20 protein-coding genes are annotated in these 15,492 nt (G+C 66.1%); 10 read left to right on the top strand and 10 right to left on the bottom strand.

The window, feature by feature from the left end; all coding sequences use genetic code 11:
• Window positions 1–42: 42 nt before the first annotated feature.
• Window positions 43–795 (bottom strand): HAD domain-containing protein, encoded by a 753-nt coding sequence (locus tag F3087_RS34655; RefSeq protein WP_223885569.1) that lies wholly within the window; start codon window positions 793–795, stop codon window positions 43–45.
• Window positions 796–880: 85 nt separating this feature from the next.
• Here F3087_RS34655 and F3087_RS34650 point away from each other — a divergent pair, with 85 nt between their 5' ends.
• Complete coding sequence (locus tag F3087_RS34650) at window positions 881–1,849, top strand: helix-turn-helix transcriptional regulator (RefSeq protein WP_150406332.1); 969 nt, start codon at window positions 881–883, stop codon at window positions 1,847–1,849.
• 11 nt (window positions 1,850–1,860) lie between these two features.
• Here F3087_RS34650 and F3087_RS34645 read toward each other — a convergent pair whose 3' ends face one another.
• From F3087_RS34645 to acpM, 3 genes are all read right to left on the bottom strand, one after another.
• Window positions 1,861–2,556, bottom strand: a complete 696-nt coding sequence (locus F3087_RS34645; RefSeq protein ID WP_150406331.1) for an LmeA family phospholipid-binding protein — start codon at window positions 2,554–2,556, stop codon at window positions 1,861–1,863.
• A 65-nt stretch (window positions 2,557–2,621) separates the two neighbouring features.
• A complete protein-coding gene (locus F3087_RS34640; protein ID WP_150406330.1) occupies window positions 2,622–3,008 on the bottom strand; it encodes an SRPBCC domain-containing protein in 387 nt (128 codons plus the stop codon).
• A complete protein-coding gene (acpM, locus tag F3087_RS34635) occupies window positions 2,929–3,234 on the bottom strand; it encodes a meromycolate extension acyl carrier protein AcpM (RefSeq protein ID WP_150406329.1) in 306 nt (101 codons plus the stop codon). The genes F3087_RS34640 and acpM overlap by 80 nt, the downstream gene beginning before the upstream one ends.
• A 95-nt stretch (window positions 3,235–3,329) precedes the next feature.
• Here acpM and F3087_RS34630 point away from each other — a divergent pair, with 95 nt between their 5' ends.
• Window positions 3,330–4,274 (top strand): MerR family transcriptional regulator, encoded by a 945-nt coding sequence (locus F3087_RS34630; protein ID WP_223885568.1) that lies wholly within the window; start codon window positions 3,330–3,332, stop codon window positions 4,272–4,274.
• 57 nt (window positions 4,275–4,331) lie between these two features.
• Here F3087_RS34630 and F3087_RS34625 read toward each other — a convergent pair whose 3' ends face one another.
• The gene (locus F3087_RS34625) at window positions 4,332–5,066 is read right to left on the bottom strand and encodes a DUF6193 family natural product biosynthesis protein (protein ID WP_150406328.1); all 735 of its coding nucleotides are present in this window, start codon (window positions 5,064–5,066) and stop codon (window positions 4,332–4,334) included.
• A 276-nt stretch (window positions 5,067–5,342) separates the two neighbouring features.
• Here F3087_RS34625 and F3087_RS34620 point away from each other — a divergent pair, with 276 nt between their 5' ends.
• The gene (locus tag F3087_RS34620) at window positions 5,343–5,780 is read left to right on the top strand and encodes a hypothetical protein (RefSeq protein WP_150406327.1); all 438 of its coding nucleotides are present in this window, start codon (window positions 5,343–5,345) and stop codon (window positions 5,778–5,780) included.
• Window positions 5,781–5,823: 43 nt separating this feature from the next.
• On the opposite strand, the gene F3087_RS34615 is transcribed toward F3087_RS34620, so the two are convergent.
• Complete coding sequence (locus tag F3087_RS34615; protein ID WP_150406326.1) at window positions 5,824–6,603, bottom strand: alpha/beta fold hydrolase; 780 nt, start codon at window positions 6,601–6,603, stop codon at window positions 5,824–5,826.
• 252 nt (window positions 6,604–6,855) lie between these two features.
• Between F3087_RS34615 and F3087_RS34610 the strand changes: the two genes are divergently transcribed.
• Entirely contained in the window at window positions 6,856–7,377 is a 522-nt protein-coding gene (locus F3087_RS34610; protein WP_150406325.1) for a hypothetical protein, read from the top strand.
• Window positions 7,378–7,422: 45 nt separating this feature from the next.
• Here the strand turns inward: F3087_RS34610 and F3087_RS34605 are convergent, their stop codons facing one another.
• From F3087_RS34605 to F3087_RS34590, 3 genes are all read right to left on the bottom strand, one after another.
• Window positions 7,423–8,547, bottom strand: coding sequence for a serine hydrolase domain-containing protein (locus F3087_RS34605; protein ID WP_150406324.1), 1,125 nt, complete (start codon window positions 8,545–8,547; stop codon window positions 7,423–7,425).
• 204 nt (window positions 8,548–8,751) lie between these two features.
• Window positions 8,752–9,912 (bottom strand): MAB_1171c family putative transporter, encoded by a 1,161-nt coding sequence (locus tag F3087_RS34595; RefSeq protein WP_150406323.1) that lies wholly within the window; start codon window positions 9,910–9,912, stop codon window positions 8,752–8,754.
• Between the two features lie 24 nt (window positions 9,913–9,936).
• Window positions 9,937–10,596, bottom strand: coding sequence for a CUE domain-containing protein (locus F3087_RS34590; protein WP_223885567.1), 660 nt, complete (start codon window positions 10,594–10,596; stop codon window positions 9,937–9,939).
• Between F3087_RS34590 and F3087_RS34585 the strand changes: the two genes are divergently transcribed.
• Both F3087_RS34585 and F3087_RS34580 read left to right on the top strand, forming a co-directional pair.
• Window positions 10,595–10,819, top strand: a complete 225-nt coding sequence (locus F3087_RS34585) for a Rossmann-fold NAD(P)-binding domain-containing protein (protein ID WP_191094288.1) — start codon at window positions 10,595–10,597, stop codon at window positions 10,817–10,819. The genes F3087_RS34590 and F3087_RS34585 overlap by 2 nt on opposite strands.
• A gap of 200 nt (window positions 10,820–11,019) precedes the next feature.
• The gene (locus F3087_RS34580; protein ID WP_150406322.1) at window positions 11,020–11,448 is read left to right on the top strand and encodes a pyridoxamine 5'-phosphate oxidase family protein; all 429 of its coding nucleotides are present in this window, start codon (window positions 11,020–11,022) and stop codon (window positions 11,446–11,448) included.
• Window positions 11,449–11,509: 61 nt separating this feature from the next.
• On the opposite strand, the gene F3087_RS34575 is transcribed toward F3087_RS34580, so the two are convergent.
• Window positions 11,510–12,277 (bottom strand): helix-turn-helix domain-containing protein, encoded by a 768-nt coding sequence (locus F3087_RS34575; RefSeq protein WP_150406321.1) that lies wholly within the window; start codon window positions 12,275–12,277, stop codon window positions 11,510–11,512.
• A 112-nt stretch (window positions 12,278–12,389) separates the two neighbouring features.
• Here F3087_RS34575 and F3087_RS34570 point away from each other — a divergent pair, with 112 nt between their 5' ends.
• From F3087_RS34570 to F3087_RS34555, 4 genes are all read left to right on the top strand, one after another.
• Window positions 12,390–13,043, top strand: coding sequence for an O-methyltransferase (locus F3087_RS34570; protein WP_150406320.1), 654 nt, complete (start codon window positions 12,390–12,392; stop codon window positions 13,041–13,043).
• A gap of 2 nt (window positions 13,044–13,045) precedes the next feature.
• Complete coding sequence (locus tag F3087_RS34565; protein WP_150406319.1) at window positions 13,046–13,810, top strand: SDR family NAD(P)-dependent oxidoreductase; 765 nt, start codon at window positions 13,046–13,048, stop codon at window positions 13,808–13,810.
• A 136-nt stretch (window positions 13,811–13,946) separates the two neighbouring features.
• Window positions 13,947–14,345 (top strand): hypothetical protein, encoded by a 399-nt coding sequence (locus tag F3087_RS34560; protein ID WP_150406318.1) that lies wholly within the window; start codon window positions 13,947–13,949, stop codon window positions 14,343–14,345.
• 210 nt (window positions 14,346–14,555) lie between these two features.
• Window positions 14,556–15,491, top strand: a complete 936-nt coding sequence (locus F3087_RS34555) for an alpha/beta hydrolase family protein (RefSeq protein WP_150406317.1) — start codon at window positions 14,556–14,558, stop codon at window positions 15,489–15,491.
• Window position 15,492 lies beyond the last annotated feature (1 nt).

Below are 15,492 nucleotides of genomic sequence, written 5' to 3'. Positions count from 1 at the left end.
AAACAGGGCGGCAAGCGATTTCTCTCGATGGTTGCGCTCAGTTCAGATGCTTCGGAACCATTCCGTCAGGACGGCGAAGTCCTCGTCCTCGAGGCCACGGGAGGCTTCCACCGGGTGGAGAAGTGCTCGGCCCGCATAGGTCGAGGCAACCCAGTCTCGATCGGATTCGGTGATCTCGTCGTCGACCCAGGCGAACGGGCGTCCGGCGGCCCAGTCCACCAAAGTCCTGGTCTTCCAATGCAATCCGAACCACTGATCCTCGCGCAGCTGTTCGTCGGACGGATCGGGCCAAGTGACCACCGGGAGTTGCGGTAGTCCGATTCGTGGTGCGATCTCGGCATTCGCGTCGTCTTCCCAGGTTGTGGCCCAGACCAGCGCGCAAGGCAGCGCCATCAACCGAAGCCCGACCGTCGGGCGCAGGCGCGCTAAGTGCTCGGTCGGGCCGGGTGGTCCGGGCCGCGTGCCTGCGCCGAACGGGAGTAGCGGCCCGTCGACATCGAGGAAGAGCAGGGGGAGCTCTTCGTGGTCAGTCACCGGTCGAACGATATCGGCTGGTGGCTCTGAATGTGCTGCTGCGCGAACTGGTTCGATGTCGAAGGTGGCGCCGACTTCGGCCAAGGCGGTGGGGATGTGGAGGTAGCACTGTTCGGACTGAGCGGCCAGGTCGCCTTCGCCGATGGTGTCCCAGGAGACCTGACCGGCGAGGAAGATCAGCTTCGAGCCGGGACAAGCCTTTCGCGAGCGGTCGACAAGATGCGCGAGTGGACCCAGCGGTACCTCGAGACTTCTCGGCACCGCTTCGTCGCCTGCCCCGCGGTCGTTTGCCCGGTCGGCGGGGTAGCGGACAGGTGATGTCCGCTTCTCCAGGCAGTATGGAGCTATGCCGAAAACTTCCGCGCGACTGCTGGCGTTGCTCTCGCTGCTTCAGGCGCGGCGGGACTGGCCGGGTGCGCTGCTGGCCGAACGGTTGGATATCAGTCCGCGGACCGTCCGCCGCGACGTCGATCGGCTGCGTGAGCTGGGTTATCCGATCGCGGCCGTCAAAGGGCCGGACGGTGGGTATCGGCTCGAGGCCGGAACGGAACTGCCGCCGTTGCTGTTCGATGACGAGCAGGCGGTGGCGATCGCCGTCGCGTTGCAGATCGCCAGTACCGCCGGCGCCGGCATCGAGGAGGGTGCGGCGCGTGCGCTGAATACCGTTCGACAGGTCATGCCCGCGCGGTTGCGGCGGCGGATCGATATCGTGCAGGTCACCGCCGTCGAGCAGTCGAATCCGCAGGTAGACAGCACTGTGCTGATGACACTCAGCGCCGCCGTGCACGCCGGCGAAGTGCTGCGTTTCGACTACGCCTCATCGGCTGGGGACGCGCCACCGCGCCGAGTGGAGCCGCACCACCTCGTCACCTGGGGCGGGCGCTGGTACCTCGTCGCCTGGGATCTCGATCGCGCGGACTGGCGCACCTTCCGCGCCGACCGCATCACGCCCCGCATCCCCACCGGCCCCCGCTTCACCCCGCGTGACCTGCCCGGCGGTGACGTGACCGCCTTCGTAGCCGCCAGGTTTCGCGGCTCCGAGAACTCGGCCGACTGGCCCTGCCGCGGCGAGGTCATCCTCGACCTCCCCGCCGCGATCGTCGCCGGTTTCACGCACGACGGAGTCGTGGAGGAGGTCGCCCCGGACCGCTGCCGACTCATCCTCGGCTCATGGTCGTGGCCCAGCCTGGCCGCGGCGATCGGCAGGTTCGACGCCGACATCGAGGTCGTAGGCCCACCCGAACTGGCCGCCGCCTTCGCTCACCTGTCCCGCCGCTATGCCGCCGCCGCCCGCGGACCGTCGGGCCGAGCGTAGGTCGGCCACGTTCACTTCAAATCGGAGAACCGCACGTCGTGGGCCACCGCGGTCACATGAAGACCATCGGGTCCCGGCTGGATCGACGTCAGCCGGGCACCGAGCGGCAGCCGCTGCAACGGCACCGTGAAGGTGAGCGTCTGGCGCAGCATCGCCACCGAAATCGTCGGTCCGCCGGCCGCGGACTGGACCGAAACCGGCGTGACCTCGATACCGTCCTCGACCGGCGCGACAGTGACCACGACCGTCCCCGGCACCGGGATACCCTCCATCGAGAATGTCCCGGTGACCCGCAGCCCGTCCGGCGCAGCCGACATGGACTCCACACCCGACGGCGCGAACCCCTGCACGGTGTCGTAGGGAACCACGGCCGTCGCCGTCGCCGTAGCCGCGACCAGGTTCGATGTGCGGTTGTTGAGCAGATCGCTCAGCGGCGCGGACACGTCGGCCAACTTCACATCGAGGTTGCGCACAGTGACCTTCTGCTCGCTCCACTCACCGACCCGAATATCGATATCGCGATACTTCCCATCGACCGCCTGGGTCAAAAACGGAAACCCGCGAATATCCACACTCGGCCGCTGCGCCAGCTGATAGTCCGCCGCAATCTTGCGCCCGATCTCGTTCTGCGCCATCACCACAGCAACCCGATCGCCCACCACCAGCCCAATCGCCAGCACAACGACCAATATCAACAATCCACGCATACACTCACCAGCTCAGCCATCCCACCATCATGCTGTGAAACACCGCCGCCCGGTGCCCACCGCGCCTACGAACGGCGCTCGGGATCACCGACGTAGCCGACCATCGCGCGACTATTGGTGCCACTGCCCTGCGGTCGTATCGTCCAGTCGACTATCCATCGAGCGGGAGCCCGTGAGTACATCCAGCTGTAGGTCAACTGCACACACCGCCGGGCCGCCAGCACTTCGCAGGAGATCTCATCGATCGATGAGGCCGGGGTGGTAAATCGAAACCGGGTTCCGACCGAGGCGGTGAATCCGGTCGGCCGAAGTAGCCACTGCTCCAGTAGGTCCGGGTCTGTCAGCGCGCGCCATACGGTGGGTAGGTCACGCTCAACTGTCCTGGCCCTCCTTGAGTTTCGCCTCCATCTCCGCGGCGAGTAGAGGTCTTTCGGCCTCCATCTTCTGCACATAGGTAACCGCATCACCGAGGGTTCTCAGGCTCGCCAGGTCCTCGTCGGGGATTTTCACGCTGTACTTGTCCTCGAGTTGTACAGCGATCTCCACGAGGGACAACGAATCGATATCCAGGTCGTCGACGAAGGATTTCTCGATCGTCACCTCGGCGGCCTCGATGCCGGTCACCTCCTCGATGATCTCTGCGATGCCGGCGACGATCTCTTCCTGCGTAGTTGCCACGAATCTCCCTAACTCGACGTGCGTGCGTTGCTTGCCCGGCGAACTCGTCGCACGAGTCCGATCCGCCATGCGATTACGCTAGGAGCTCCACCGGGGTGGAGGTTCAACAAGTTGTGACAGGTGACACACAGGCAAGCGCGCTGGTAAGCATCGGAAAGTTGGCGCGCAGCACCGGGATCGCGGTGCGCACGATCCGGTTCTATTGCGACGAAGGCATTCTGGAATCCCGCCGCACCGCAGGCGGGCATCGGATGTTCGACGCCGACAGCGCCACTGAAAGGTTGCTGCTGGTGCGGCGTTTGCGTGCGCTGGGCCTCGGGCTGAGCTCGATCACCGATGTGTTGCAAGGAGATCGGTCTATCGCCGAGGTCGTAGCCGCCGAAAGTGCGCGGGTGGACATCGAATTCAGGTCATTGGCTTGGCGGCGGGCGTCATTGCGGGCAGTCGAGACAGCTGCCCCTCCGCAACGGGCCGAGCGACTCGCGCTGCTGGCTGCCGCGCAGGACGGTGCTATCGCACACGATGGCCTCGTGCGATTCTGGCGCCGCGTCCTCGCGCCGATACCTCGGTGCGACACCGAAGGCTGGGTGGTGTGGAATGTCCCGGAACCGCCCATGGACCCGTCCGTCGACGAGGTCGTCGCCTACGCCGAGCTGTCCGCCCTGGTTACCGATCCTGAAATGAACAGTGCTGTGCGACAACAATTCTGGCGAAGTCAGCCGAATCGAATCCGCGACGGGCGACAACTGTACGCCGACATGGCCGACGTAATGGCGGATGTGGTGCCCCTGGTCTCGGCAGGTGTGCGGCCGCACAGTGGCAGCGAACTCGACCGATTCGTCAACGCTCACGCCAAAGCTCGCGGAGAACGCGATTCTCCGCGTTTCCGCAAGCAATTGCTGATCAACGCAACCGACACCGATCGTCGAATTCATCGTTACTGGGCTCTGACCGGTCAATTCCTCGGAACGCGTATCACCGTGGGGCAAGCCCATAACTGGGTGTACAACGCTTTGGCCCAATTCGTTCCGGGACGGTGAACGTTTCGGTGGCGTCGTCGACGCGTAGGGCGGTCGGTGATGAAGCCTGAGTCCTTATCAGAGGTTGTCGAGTTCGACGGCGGTTGCGTCGGCGGCCGGTTGGCAGTTGTCCGGGAGGTGGTTCAGTAGGAGTTCGACGGCGTCTGTGGGAGTAGTCGCCTGGCCGATGGGGGATCGGGGTCTGGGGCTGATGACTTGGTAGGTCCCGTCGGAGCGGGGGATGATCGCGGGGAGGTCGTGGGTGAAGGGGAATCGGGTGCAGCGACTCAGGTGCAATGTCTCGTGGCTGGTGTAGGGGAACAGCATTCGTAGTCGCGGTTGGGCGTAGGCCGCCTCGATCAGGTCGTGGTCGATGTGGGGAGCCTGGGTTCGGCGGTAGAGGTTCCACTTGGTTTCGATGGGATCGCCTTGTTCGTAGGCTTCGGTGAGTTCGCTGAACCGGATAAATGGCGCGGTGGCTTGTAGTTCGCGCAGGCGAGATCCGTTCTGCCAGTGGCTGATCGCCGCGGCCGAGACGGCCAAGTCAGTAGTTGCGCCGTTGGCCATCATGACGCCTCGTTCCCAGAACTCCATGATGAACCAGCGCTCTTTGCTGCCCAGGACGGTGGTCACATGCCTACGGTCGTCTCCGACGATCGCGGCGCAGTCCCACCAGCCGGGAGAGTTGGTCAGTGACGCGGTGAGCGAACGGCCGGTGTGGTCGAACTCGGCTTGCATCGCGGCCTGCAAGCTTCCGGCCGCAGCGACCTCCGGATAGAGACGCGCGATGTGTGGCCGCGGTGGTCGAGGCATGACTTCCATTGTGCCTTCGGCTCGATCTCGGGGATTCGGTCGAACGGGTTGTGGCTTGGCGCAACATGTTCGACCGAATCGCCGGACTCGACGTCAAACTTCAGACGGGGTCGACACAGGCGTTGGGCTCAGTGCCGAAACCGCGTCGGCGGGGGACAGGTCATCGGGTGCGTTAGTGGCGGTGCGGGATTTGGGGCCGCGAGCGCGCCCACGTCCGCGCGGCGCCCAGAGCGGTCACGTTCGGGTAGGGGGCAGTTCGGGAATACATTGGTTCGAGTGATGGACGGACTGTGCACTTGTCGGCTCGACGCGGCGGCTTTGCGTGGATTCCTGATGGATTGTTTCGAGGTTCCCGCGTCGGAGATCTTCGTCGGCCACCGTGATCAGGTGGACGAGCTGCTGCGAGATGTGCAGCGCGCGGGCCCTTTCGCGGTCTTCTGCACTTATGCGGATGTCGGTGGTGACTTCTGTTCGAGCTTCTCGATCGGTGCCGGCGAGCGGGTGGCCGAACTCGCGGGGATCGACGGCGAGGGCCTCGCCGGGGCGCTGGCCGGATTCTCGGGCGGCGGTGTTCTCTGCGGCTTCGGTACAGAGCCGGAGCCGTGGTTGTGGACTCTCGTTGGGCCGGAAGGGAATCGAGAGCTTGTCCATCTCGACGAAGACAACGAAGGCTTCACCTGTTCTTGCCAGTACCTGCACCGCGTGGTTATTTGATGAATGACCTTGTGCAGCAATAGGTCTCACCGCTCGAATGGGGTCAGAGGCCGAGAAGGAACTCGTTGACCGCCTTGGCGAATCCGTCCGGATCGTTGGCGTAGATGAAGTGGTCGGTGTCGAGTTCGACCATGCGGGTGTTCGGTCGGCGTTCGATCATCGCCTCGGCCTGTTCCCGCGCAACCACGCCTTGGGTGGCGCGGATGAGCAGTGCGGGGCAGGTGCTGGCCAGCCAGTCGGCCCAATGATCGCCGTGCACTTGGTCTTCGGAGTCCACGATGTCGCGGGGACGGAACGGCAGGCTCCAGCTGCCGTCGGCGCGCTCGCGGACCAGGCCGCCGAATATGGCGGCCATCGGCCCCAGGCCGTCGACGAGTTCCTGGCGGGTGGGCGCCTCGTAGCGCAGGGACAGCACGAACTGGAGTGGGTTCTGGCCGTCGAGGCCGAGGCTGGCCGCGCCGTCGGCGTCGATGAACGCCTCGACCCGCTCGGGATGGCGGGCCGCGAACTGGTAGGCGTTGATGCCGCCGAGTGAATGCCCGACCAGCACAACACGTTCCAGGCCGAGGTGGTCGAGCAACGCGGCGATGTCGGCGAGGTAGCCGGCCCGGGAGTAGTCGGCGGCGCGATCGGAGAAGCCGTGTCCGCGTTGGTCGAGTGCGATCAACCGCGAGCCGGGCGCCAGCCGCTCGGCGAGTCCGCTGAAGCTCTCGGCGTCGGACATGTGGCCGTGCAGCGCGAGCACGGGGCGTCCGGTGCCGCCGAAATCCAGGTAGGAGAGGGTGCGGCCGTCGATGGCGAAAGTGGCGCGGGTGGTGGTCATTTCGGTCTCCTTCAGTTGCTGACAAGAAGAACCTAACTCAGTTGAGACAAATGTGCAAGACATTTGTGCAAGACGCTTGTGCTCACGATCGGAACGGGTGCGCGCGTACCCATAGCGCCTGGTGAAGGGGATTTATCGGTTCAGGGCGTGGAACCACCGAGCCCCGCTCAGTAGGAATACTCATGATCCGAGCCAGGATCCGGTGAACACTCGAAGCCGTAAGCACGACCCGAGCATGGGAGGGGAGCGGTGATGAGTGGGATGCGCAGGTGGGCCGTGGTTACTGCGGCGGCGATTCTGGTAGTTCAGGTGGTCGATATCGTGGCCCGGTTCCTCGTAGAACCCGGTTGGATCTTCGCCTTCCTGTTCGTCTTCGGCGCACCGCTGTGGCTGGTGAGCTTCGGGCTCCTGGGCTGGATGGCGCGCGGAATATCCTTGTCCAGCAGCGCTTTCGCCGCCGCGACAAAGTTGCGGCAGGCCATCGTCCTGACCCTGGTGTGGAGCTACCTGCTCGGCCTGACGATCTTCTGCTGGTTCATGTCCGACGGCGGCGACGCCGACGACTGGCAGTCACCCGCCGGCCGCCTCCTCGGGGTCGACGGCTACAACAGCCGTACACCCGACTACCTGAACCAGGCGCAAGCCCTCGCCATGCCCGCCCTGGGTCTGGGCTTCCTCGCCCTTTTCACCGCGTCGATTGTCTACGCGACAATCAGCATTCCTGCCCGAGCGACCGAACCCGCGGTCCCTGTCGACCAGGACGCTGCGCAGTAAGCGGCCCCGTAATGGTTGGCCCAGCATCTCGGCAGGACGGGATGTTCACCCGCACAGTGCGTGGCTGAGCAGCCCGCCGAGATCCGCATCGGCCACGGTGCCGGTGTAGGAAAAGGTAACTGCCCGACCGGAAGACGTCGCACCGGCGACGGCGGTGAAACCGGGGACTCCGCCGACATTGCCGACAAACTGTGCGCCGCAAGGTAGTTGGGCATACCCGACGCCGAGCCCATAGGACATGCCGTCACCATTCCCCATGTCGACACCGTCGAGCATCTGCCGCAGTTGAGCCTGCGGCACAACCTGTTCGGCCAGCAACGCGGTGAAGAAGCGGTTCAAGTCGGCACCGGTGCTGACCAAAGCACCCGACGTCCACGGCATGGACGGCTCGATCTGCGTCTGGTCCGTCACGATGCCATCGACGGTTCCGTAACCGGTCAAATGCGGTTCGCGCAGACCGGTTTCACCGGTGGCGGGCAGGTAGGTATCCGAAAGGCCCAGCGGAGTGAGGATTCGGTCGCGCAGCTCATCGGCATACCGATGCCCGGTCACCGCCTCGATCAGCATCCCCGCGACGAGGTAATTGATGTTCGCGTACTCGAATCGGGCGCCGGGAGCGAACGTCGCCGGATGCTGCAACGCGAGAGCGACCTCCTGCGCGGGCGTGTAGGTGCGCCCGGCACGCGCCGCCGTGTACTCGTTCAACCCCTCCGGTTCGACCGGCTCGGGCAGCCCGCTTCGATGACCCAGGATCTGACGGACAGTGATGGCTCGCCCATCGATGCCGTCACCGACGAGCAGACCGGGCAGGTACGTGTCCACCGACCGATCGAGATCGACCCGCCGTTCGGCCGCCAACTGCAACACGATCGCCGCGGTAAAGGTTTTGGTGACGCTGCCGATCCGGACATATTCCGGACGATCGGCACGGATCGCGGTCCCAGCAGCAGTATCGGCGAGACCTGCGGTCAGCACGGTCGTCTCCCCGTTCGCGGTAACCGTCGCAAGCACCCCAACCGCACCGGAACGCAGCAACCCATCGAGATCACGCACCACATCCGCCCGCCCACCATCCGCCGGCCGCGCCCCCGCCTCGACCGCGTCCGCCCCACATCCGGCCACCAGCACCGCCGCCACAAAAATCGAAAGAGCAAAGCCAGGAATACGCATGCCCCGACGTTAAGAACCCCACCCCCGCCAACACATTGAACTGTGGTACTACACCCCCTCGCACCGGAGTACCAGACCAGCACGCCATCGCGGGCACTCAGCGAGGCATGACCTGGTGGATGGAATCGCTGATCCATTTCGACCCGCTGGGGTTGTCGTTGGAGATCGTGGATGCCGGGCCGCCGCGGATCGACTAGTAAGCAGTCAGCGCGAACTGCGCTGTCCGGCTTCTGCGGCGATGGCCTCGGCGGCCGGCCATTGGGTGCTGATGGCGGTCAGTTCGGTGACCTCGTCGAGCAGGCTGTCGGCGGCGGAGAGGGCGAAGTAGCGGCCGCCGGTCGGTGGGTTGCCGCGTGCCTTGGCGTCGCGGGCGCGGACGAGCAGGACGGCGCGGTTCAGTGCGTCGTGGGCGGGGCCGGTCGGTGCGGTCCCTGCGATCGCGGCGTCGATCTCGGGTGGGTGCGGTGTCGCGTAGCGGGCCAGGTCCAGGATGCTGTCCCGGATCTCGATGACGGTGCGGTGTAGCAGATATCGGTTGGGTTGCGCGCCGTGCGGTACGGGGCTGTGGTGCACGATCTCCGGGCACGCGGCGGTCAGTTCGGCCCAGAGCGGGCGCAGCGCTCTGCGATGGCGGGTCAGATCGTTGACGGCGCACCGGCTGCGTGCCGCGGCGACGATGGCGATCAAGGTCAACCCCATGCAGAGCAGGAGATCGAAGAACACCCCGTTGCGATCGATCATGGCCTGGGTGTCGGTGAACGAGTTGCGCGACCCGGCGATCCGGATGGTCGCCGCCACCATGGTGGCGGCCACCCGGACGAGTACCGCGATGCCGCACAGGAAGATCGCCACGTACACCGCCGACTCCCGGCGCCCGACCCGGTTGCGCAGTTCGGCCGTGGCCGCCTGAATGATGAGGACGGCCATCGCCGTTCCGATCGGCACCGTGCACAGCCAGTAGCCGAACTGCGCCCATCCGGTGCGTTCGAAGATCGTGCCGTCGCCGGCGCCGAATGCGCTGAAACACAGCGCGGCCACGCTGAATACGACGGCCATGCCGTAGGCGACGCGCGGCGACCGGGTGCGATGCAGCAGCGCCGCCCCGATGAGCAGCCCGCCCGCGTAGCCGACGTTGAAACCGACGGCACCGAGTTCGAGAATCAGCTGTTCGGTGAGCCACCCGCCGGAGAGCTCGCTGACCAGGCGAGACACCGTGGGTTCCCGGGTTGCCGCGGTGGCGACGAGACAGCCGAAGGCGATGGTGACCTGCCGGTCGAGGCCGGTGCTGAGCAAGCCGACGAGCCGGCCGGCGAACAACACGAAGGCGGCGATCACGATGGGCAGCGTTACCGCCGTCGGAAGCATCGAGGTCATCGTTGCGCGCGCGACTCAGCGCCGGAAGACCAAGCGGCCGAGCACCGAGCGCGGCCGCTCGACCTCCACGTCCGACATGAGCATGGAGGCGAACAGTTCGGCCTGGTTCTCGTCGATATCGTCGTAATCGCTGCGCGCGAGCACGCGCAGCACGCTGTCGACGTCCAGGTCGGGAAACAGCGTCGCGAGCGTCCGGCGCTGGGCGCCCACCGACACGAAGCCGGCGTGATCGAGCAACAGATGGGCGATCTCGTGCATCACGATGTGATCGGTGTGATAGCCGGTGCTGGCCGCGTCGTAGGCGATGACGAAATCGTCGGCGCGCTCGACGACGAGTCCGCACGGAAAGCCGCCCGTGGTCAGGTCCTGCCGGGGCACGATCAGAATCGGCTTGCCGACCCGTTCCGCCACGCGCGCGACAAAGGCAGCCAGATTCCACGGCCGCGGAACGTCGAGCGAATCCGCCAGCTTTCGGACTTGTTCGACCGCGGGGTCGACACCGGCGCGTCGGAACATGGAGCCATCTTCGCCGCCGATGGTCCGGATTGTCCAGGGGAGCGGTCTGCCGTTCGGCTGCCGGAAATCGCCGGTGGCGGCATAATGGTCCGGCTTCCCGCCACCGGCCGACCGGCAGATCCCGCGGTCGGCTCGCCGGGTGAGGCAAGATTCGGGCATGAAGGTAATCCTCTTCGGGGCGACGGGCATGATCGGGCAAGGGGTGCTCGCCGAGTGCCTCCGCCACGAGCGGGTGACGCAGGTGCTCGCGGTCGGGCGCAGCTCGCTGGGGTTCACGAACGCCAAGCTGCGCGAGCTGATTCAGCCTGACCCGAGCGATCTTTCAGCGATCGCGGGCGAGCCGGGGAACTCAACGACAATCGGGAGATCGGTCGCGCGATGATCGCCGTCGCGGCTTCCGGGTCGGAAACCCGGGTGCTGAAGCCGCGCGACATCACCGCGCGAGCGACGCCGTAGCCGGTGAACCGCGTCGGATCACCGAGCGAAACCTGCTGGTGCCGAGGCCGATACGGACGTCTCGGAACACTGCGGGCCGATTCCTTGTTGAATGATCTCGGAACCATTCCCGATCGGAAGGCCGCGATGACCGACGATGCCAGTTCGCTGACCACCGAGGACCTGGAGTTCCTCCGCCGTCCGCTGCACGGGTTCCTCTCCGTGGCCACGGCGCCGCTTCCGCCGCAGCCGCGCCCGGTGTGGTTCGAGGCTACCGACGACGGCACCATCCAATTGTTCACCGCCCCCGACTCGCTCAAGGTGCGGCGCTTGCAGCGCGACGACCGCGCCTCGATCGTCGTTGCCGCCCCGGTGGACGAACGCGAGCGTTGGGTGTCGGTCGCCGGTCGTGTCACGGTGGAAACCGATGGCGCACATGACCTCTGCACGAGACTGGCCGAACGCTACTGGGATCTGAACGACCCCACCCGCGCCGACGACCTCGCGGAAATTCTTGCCACGGAACAGGTTCGCCTCGTCATCCACCCGGACAAGGTCAGCCGCTTCACGTACTGACCTTCGCGCCAACCGATTCCAGCGCTGCCCATCCGCGAGGCCGGTCGGCGACGGTCCAGACTTAGCCGCGGTTCGCGAGATAGATACTTGGGGATTGACCGGTGACGCGATGGAACGCGTCGCTGAAGGCGCCGGGTTTGCGGTAGCCGACGGCGCGGGCGGTGGCGCCGACGGACGAGCCCCGGGCGAGGTGGGTGAGCGCCGCCCGGATGCGGACCTGAGTTCGCCAGCGAGCGAACGTCATTCCGGTTTCGCCGGCGAACAGGCGGGTGAGGGTGCGCACCCCGGCACCGACCTCGTGCCCCCAGGCGGCGAGGTCGCGCTGGTCGGCCGGGTGGGCGATGAGCAGGTCGGCGATGGTCCGGAGGCGCGGGTCGGTCGGCAGCGGCACGTGCACGCTCGTGCTGGTGGTGGGTTCGATCAGGTCGAGCAGCACGGTTTCGATGTGGGTTCGCGTGTGGTGCGGGTCCGGGTGGCTGTGCAGGTAGGTGATCAGCTCGCGGATCAAGGGGCTGATCAGCACGCCGGTGGGTTCGTCCCAGGCGATCGGGCAGCAGGCGTCGATGGCGACGGTGCAGGCGTCGCCGGCGTGCAGGACGTCTACCGCGTGCGGCGTAGTGGCGGGTATCCAGAGTCCGTGGGTCGGCGGGACGAGCCAGTCCCGGCTGTCGGTGCGCACGGTAACGGTCGCGCTCGTCGCCCACACGGTCAGGTGATGCGGGTGCTCGTGGTAGGCCAGCCGGGTGCTCCGTTCGACCTGGGTCCGGATCACCACGGGGAGTGGAAGTCCTTCGCCCGCAGTCAGATCCGGTGAGTTGTCGGTGTTCATCCGATCCTTCCTGATCGCCGAAGGTTGGCCGTTTCGCGGCGGTGGTTGGCCACCTGCCGCCAGCAAGCCATATTAGCCTTGCCTTACTAACCGGCGTGAAGGAGATTCGATCATGACCGACGACACCCACCGCCCCATTCTCGACCCCGTGGTCAACGCCGTCATCGGCAAACTCGCTGCGGCGCAACAGTATCCGACCGACGATCAGCGCCACGGGCGCGAGCGGGATCCGCACGCCTACAGCGAGTACGGCTTCTCCATCTCTCCGGACCAGGGCGACCTGCTCTATCTGCTGTGCCGCGGACTCCGCGCGACCCGGGTCGTCGAGTTCGCGACCTCGGTCGGCATGTCGACGCTCTACTTCGCCGCCGCCATGCGGGACAACGGGGGCGGCACGGTGATCGGATCGGAGATCGTGCCCGCCAAGGTCGCCACCGCCCGGCGCAACCTCGCCGAGGCCGGGCTCGCCGACTACGCCGAGATCCGCGAGGGTGACGCGCGGACCACGCTGCGCGACCTCGGCGGTCCGGTCGACCTTGCGCTGATCGATGGCTGGCTCGGCGTCGAGCCGTCGCTCGCGCGCGAGCTGATCGAGATCATCGCGCCGCAGTTGCGCGTCGGCGGGTACGTCGTGAACGACAATGCCGAACCCGATTTCCTTGCCTACGTTCGTGATCCGGCCAACGGCTTCTTATCGGTCACGCTGCCGCTGCACGGCGGGACCGAACTCTGCGTCAAAGTCGGCGAACGCGCGGTAGGGGAGTGACGATGAGCAATCTCAGCGGAAAGGTCGCAGTGGTCACCGGCGGGAGCCGGGGTATCGGCAGAGGTATCGCCGAGCGCCTGGCTCGCGATGGCGCCCTGGTCGGCGTGCATTACGGCAGCAACGAGGCAGCGGCCAAGGAGACCGTTGCGGCCATTGCCGAGGCCGGTGGCCGGGCGTTCATCGTGGGCGCCGAACTGGGTGTCGCCGGCGACGTGGACACGTTCATGGCCGGGCTGGCGGCCGGACTCCAGGAGCACGGGGAATCGGGGATCGACATCCTGGTCCACAATGCCGGGCTCAACATCATGGGACGGTCGATCGAGGAGCAAACTCCCGAGGAGTTCGATCGGATGATCGCGGTCAACGTCAAAGCGCCGTTCTTTCTCACCCAGCGGTTGTTGCCGCTGCTGCGCGATGGTGGCCGGATCGTGAATATCTCGTCGGTGTCCACCCGGATCGCCTCGGTTCATGGAATCGGATATCCGCTCACCAAGGGCGCGCTCGACGTGTTCAGTCACTCGTTGGCCAAATACCTTGGGCCACGGGGGATTACCGTCAATGCGGTCGGCGTCGGGTACACCCGCACCGATATGACCGCCGCGGTGCTGGCCGATCCGGCGAACGTGGAACGCAACGTCAGCGCGACCGCGCTGGGTCGACTGGGGCAGGTCCCCGACATCGCCGATGCCGTCGCTTTTCTTGCCTCCGACGACGCTCGCTGGGTTACCGGTACCAAGCTCGATGTCAGCGGCGGAGTGAACCTGTAGCTCGCCGATCTCGATGTCAGCCGGGGTGTCAGGTGCGTGTCAGTGCGGTGTCAGCGGGCTCGGACAAAGTTGTGTACATCGAACAAAACGACCGGCACCAACCCGGTGCCACAACCGATTTCGAGGAGTACGCGACATGTCCATCACCATCACCCTGACCGACCAGGACAAGAGCACCCTGCGCACCGCCGCTTACGGAGCCGTCGCGCTGATGGCCGCCGCCGGCGCGCCGCACAAGGGCATCTCGCAGGGGTCGATCGCACTGACCTCCGCGACCGGGCTGGTCGGGCACGTGCTCTCGGCCAAGTCGAAAGACATTCAGCTGCCGGGTAAGTCGGTGGCCGAGCTGGCCGAGGGGGTGCTGCCCGCGCTGACCGCGGGCATGCAGTTGCTCGGTAAGCAGTCTCCGGTCGAGGCGGGCAACTTCCGCGACACCGTCCTGGTCGCGATCGAAGCCGCCCAGTTCGGCAAGGGGCAGGTGAGCCCTGCGGTGGCCGCGATGGCTCGCAAGATCACCGCGGCCCTCGACGCCTGACGAATGAGTTTCCGGCACAGCGCAATCGGCCGCGGGTCCGCTCTGGATCCCGCGGCCGGACAGCGCGCGGCACTCCCGCCGCGGGCTGCGCTTGTCAATCGGAGCATTGTTCCGTATATTCGGAACAGTGCTCCGATTAGTGGGCATGCCCGCCGGAATCTACGCGTCCACCTGTGGACGCGGCGCTCATCACGTTCGAAGGGAACCCCCATGCCCGCACCCGCCCCGAGTGCCGTCCCCGCCTTGACCACTCCGATCATCAGCATCAAGCCGGTCGTCCTCTCCGCGCCGGACCGAGGCGACGACCTGCAAGTTCGCGTTTCGGCACCGGTCTCCGGCACCGACCTCCCGGTCGTCGTCCTCGCCCACGGCTTCAGCAAGTCGATGGCCTCCTACGACCCGCTGGTCGATTTCTGGGCGGGCAACGGGTTCGTTGTCATCCAGCCGACGTTCCTCGATTCGCGCACGCTCGCCCTCACCCCCGCCGACCCCAGGTACCCGGACATCTGGCGCACTCGCGTGCACGACGTCGTGCATGTGCTCGACCAACTCGATCACATCGTCGCCGCCATCCCGGGCCTCGCCGAGCGCATCGATCGCGACCGCATCGCCGTCGCCGGACACTCCTGGGGCGGGCAGACCGTCAGCATGTTGCTCGGCGCGCGCGTCCTCGACGCCGACGGGCGGCCCGGTCCCGACCTGACCGACACCCGCGTGAAAGCCGGTGTGCTGCTTGCCACTACCGGCATCGGCGGCGGCGACCTCACCCCGTTCGCGGTGGAGAACTTCTCCTTCATGAATCCCGACTTCGACGGGCTGACCACGCCGACCCTGGTGGTCGCAGGGGATCACGACCAGTCCTTGCTCTCGACGCGCGGCCCCGACTGGTTCACCGACGTCTACACCTACAGTCCCGGCGCGCAAAGCCTGCTCACCTTGTTCGGCGCCGAACATTCACTGGGTGGAATCCACGCTTACGACGCCAAGGACACCACCGACGAGAGCCCGGACCGCGTCTCCCTGATCCGGCGGGCTTCGTGGGCCTATCTGCGCAGTGCCCTAGGGATCGACGAAACAGGCTGGAAGCAGTTCCAATCCGATCTCGCCCGATCCGCCGCTCCGATCGCGCGCATCGATACCAAGTAGG

Source organism: Nocardia colli, assembly GCF_008704205.1.
Lineage (GTDB): Bacteria > Actinomycetota > Actinomycetes > Mycobacteriales > Mycobacteriaceae > Nocardia > Nocardia colli.
This window is presented reverse-complemented; position numbering and strand designations above follow the sequence as displayed.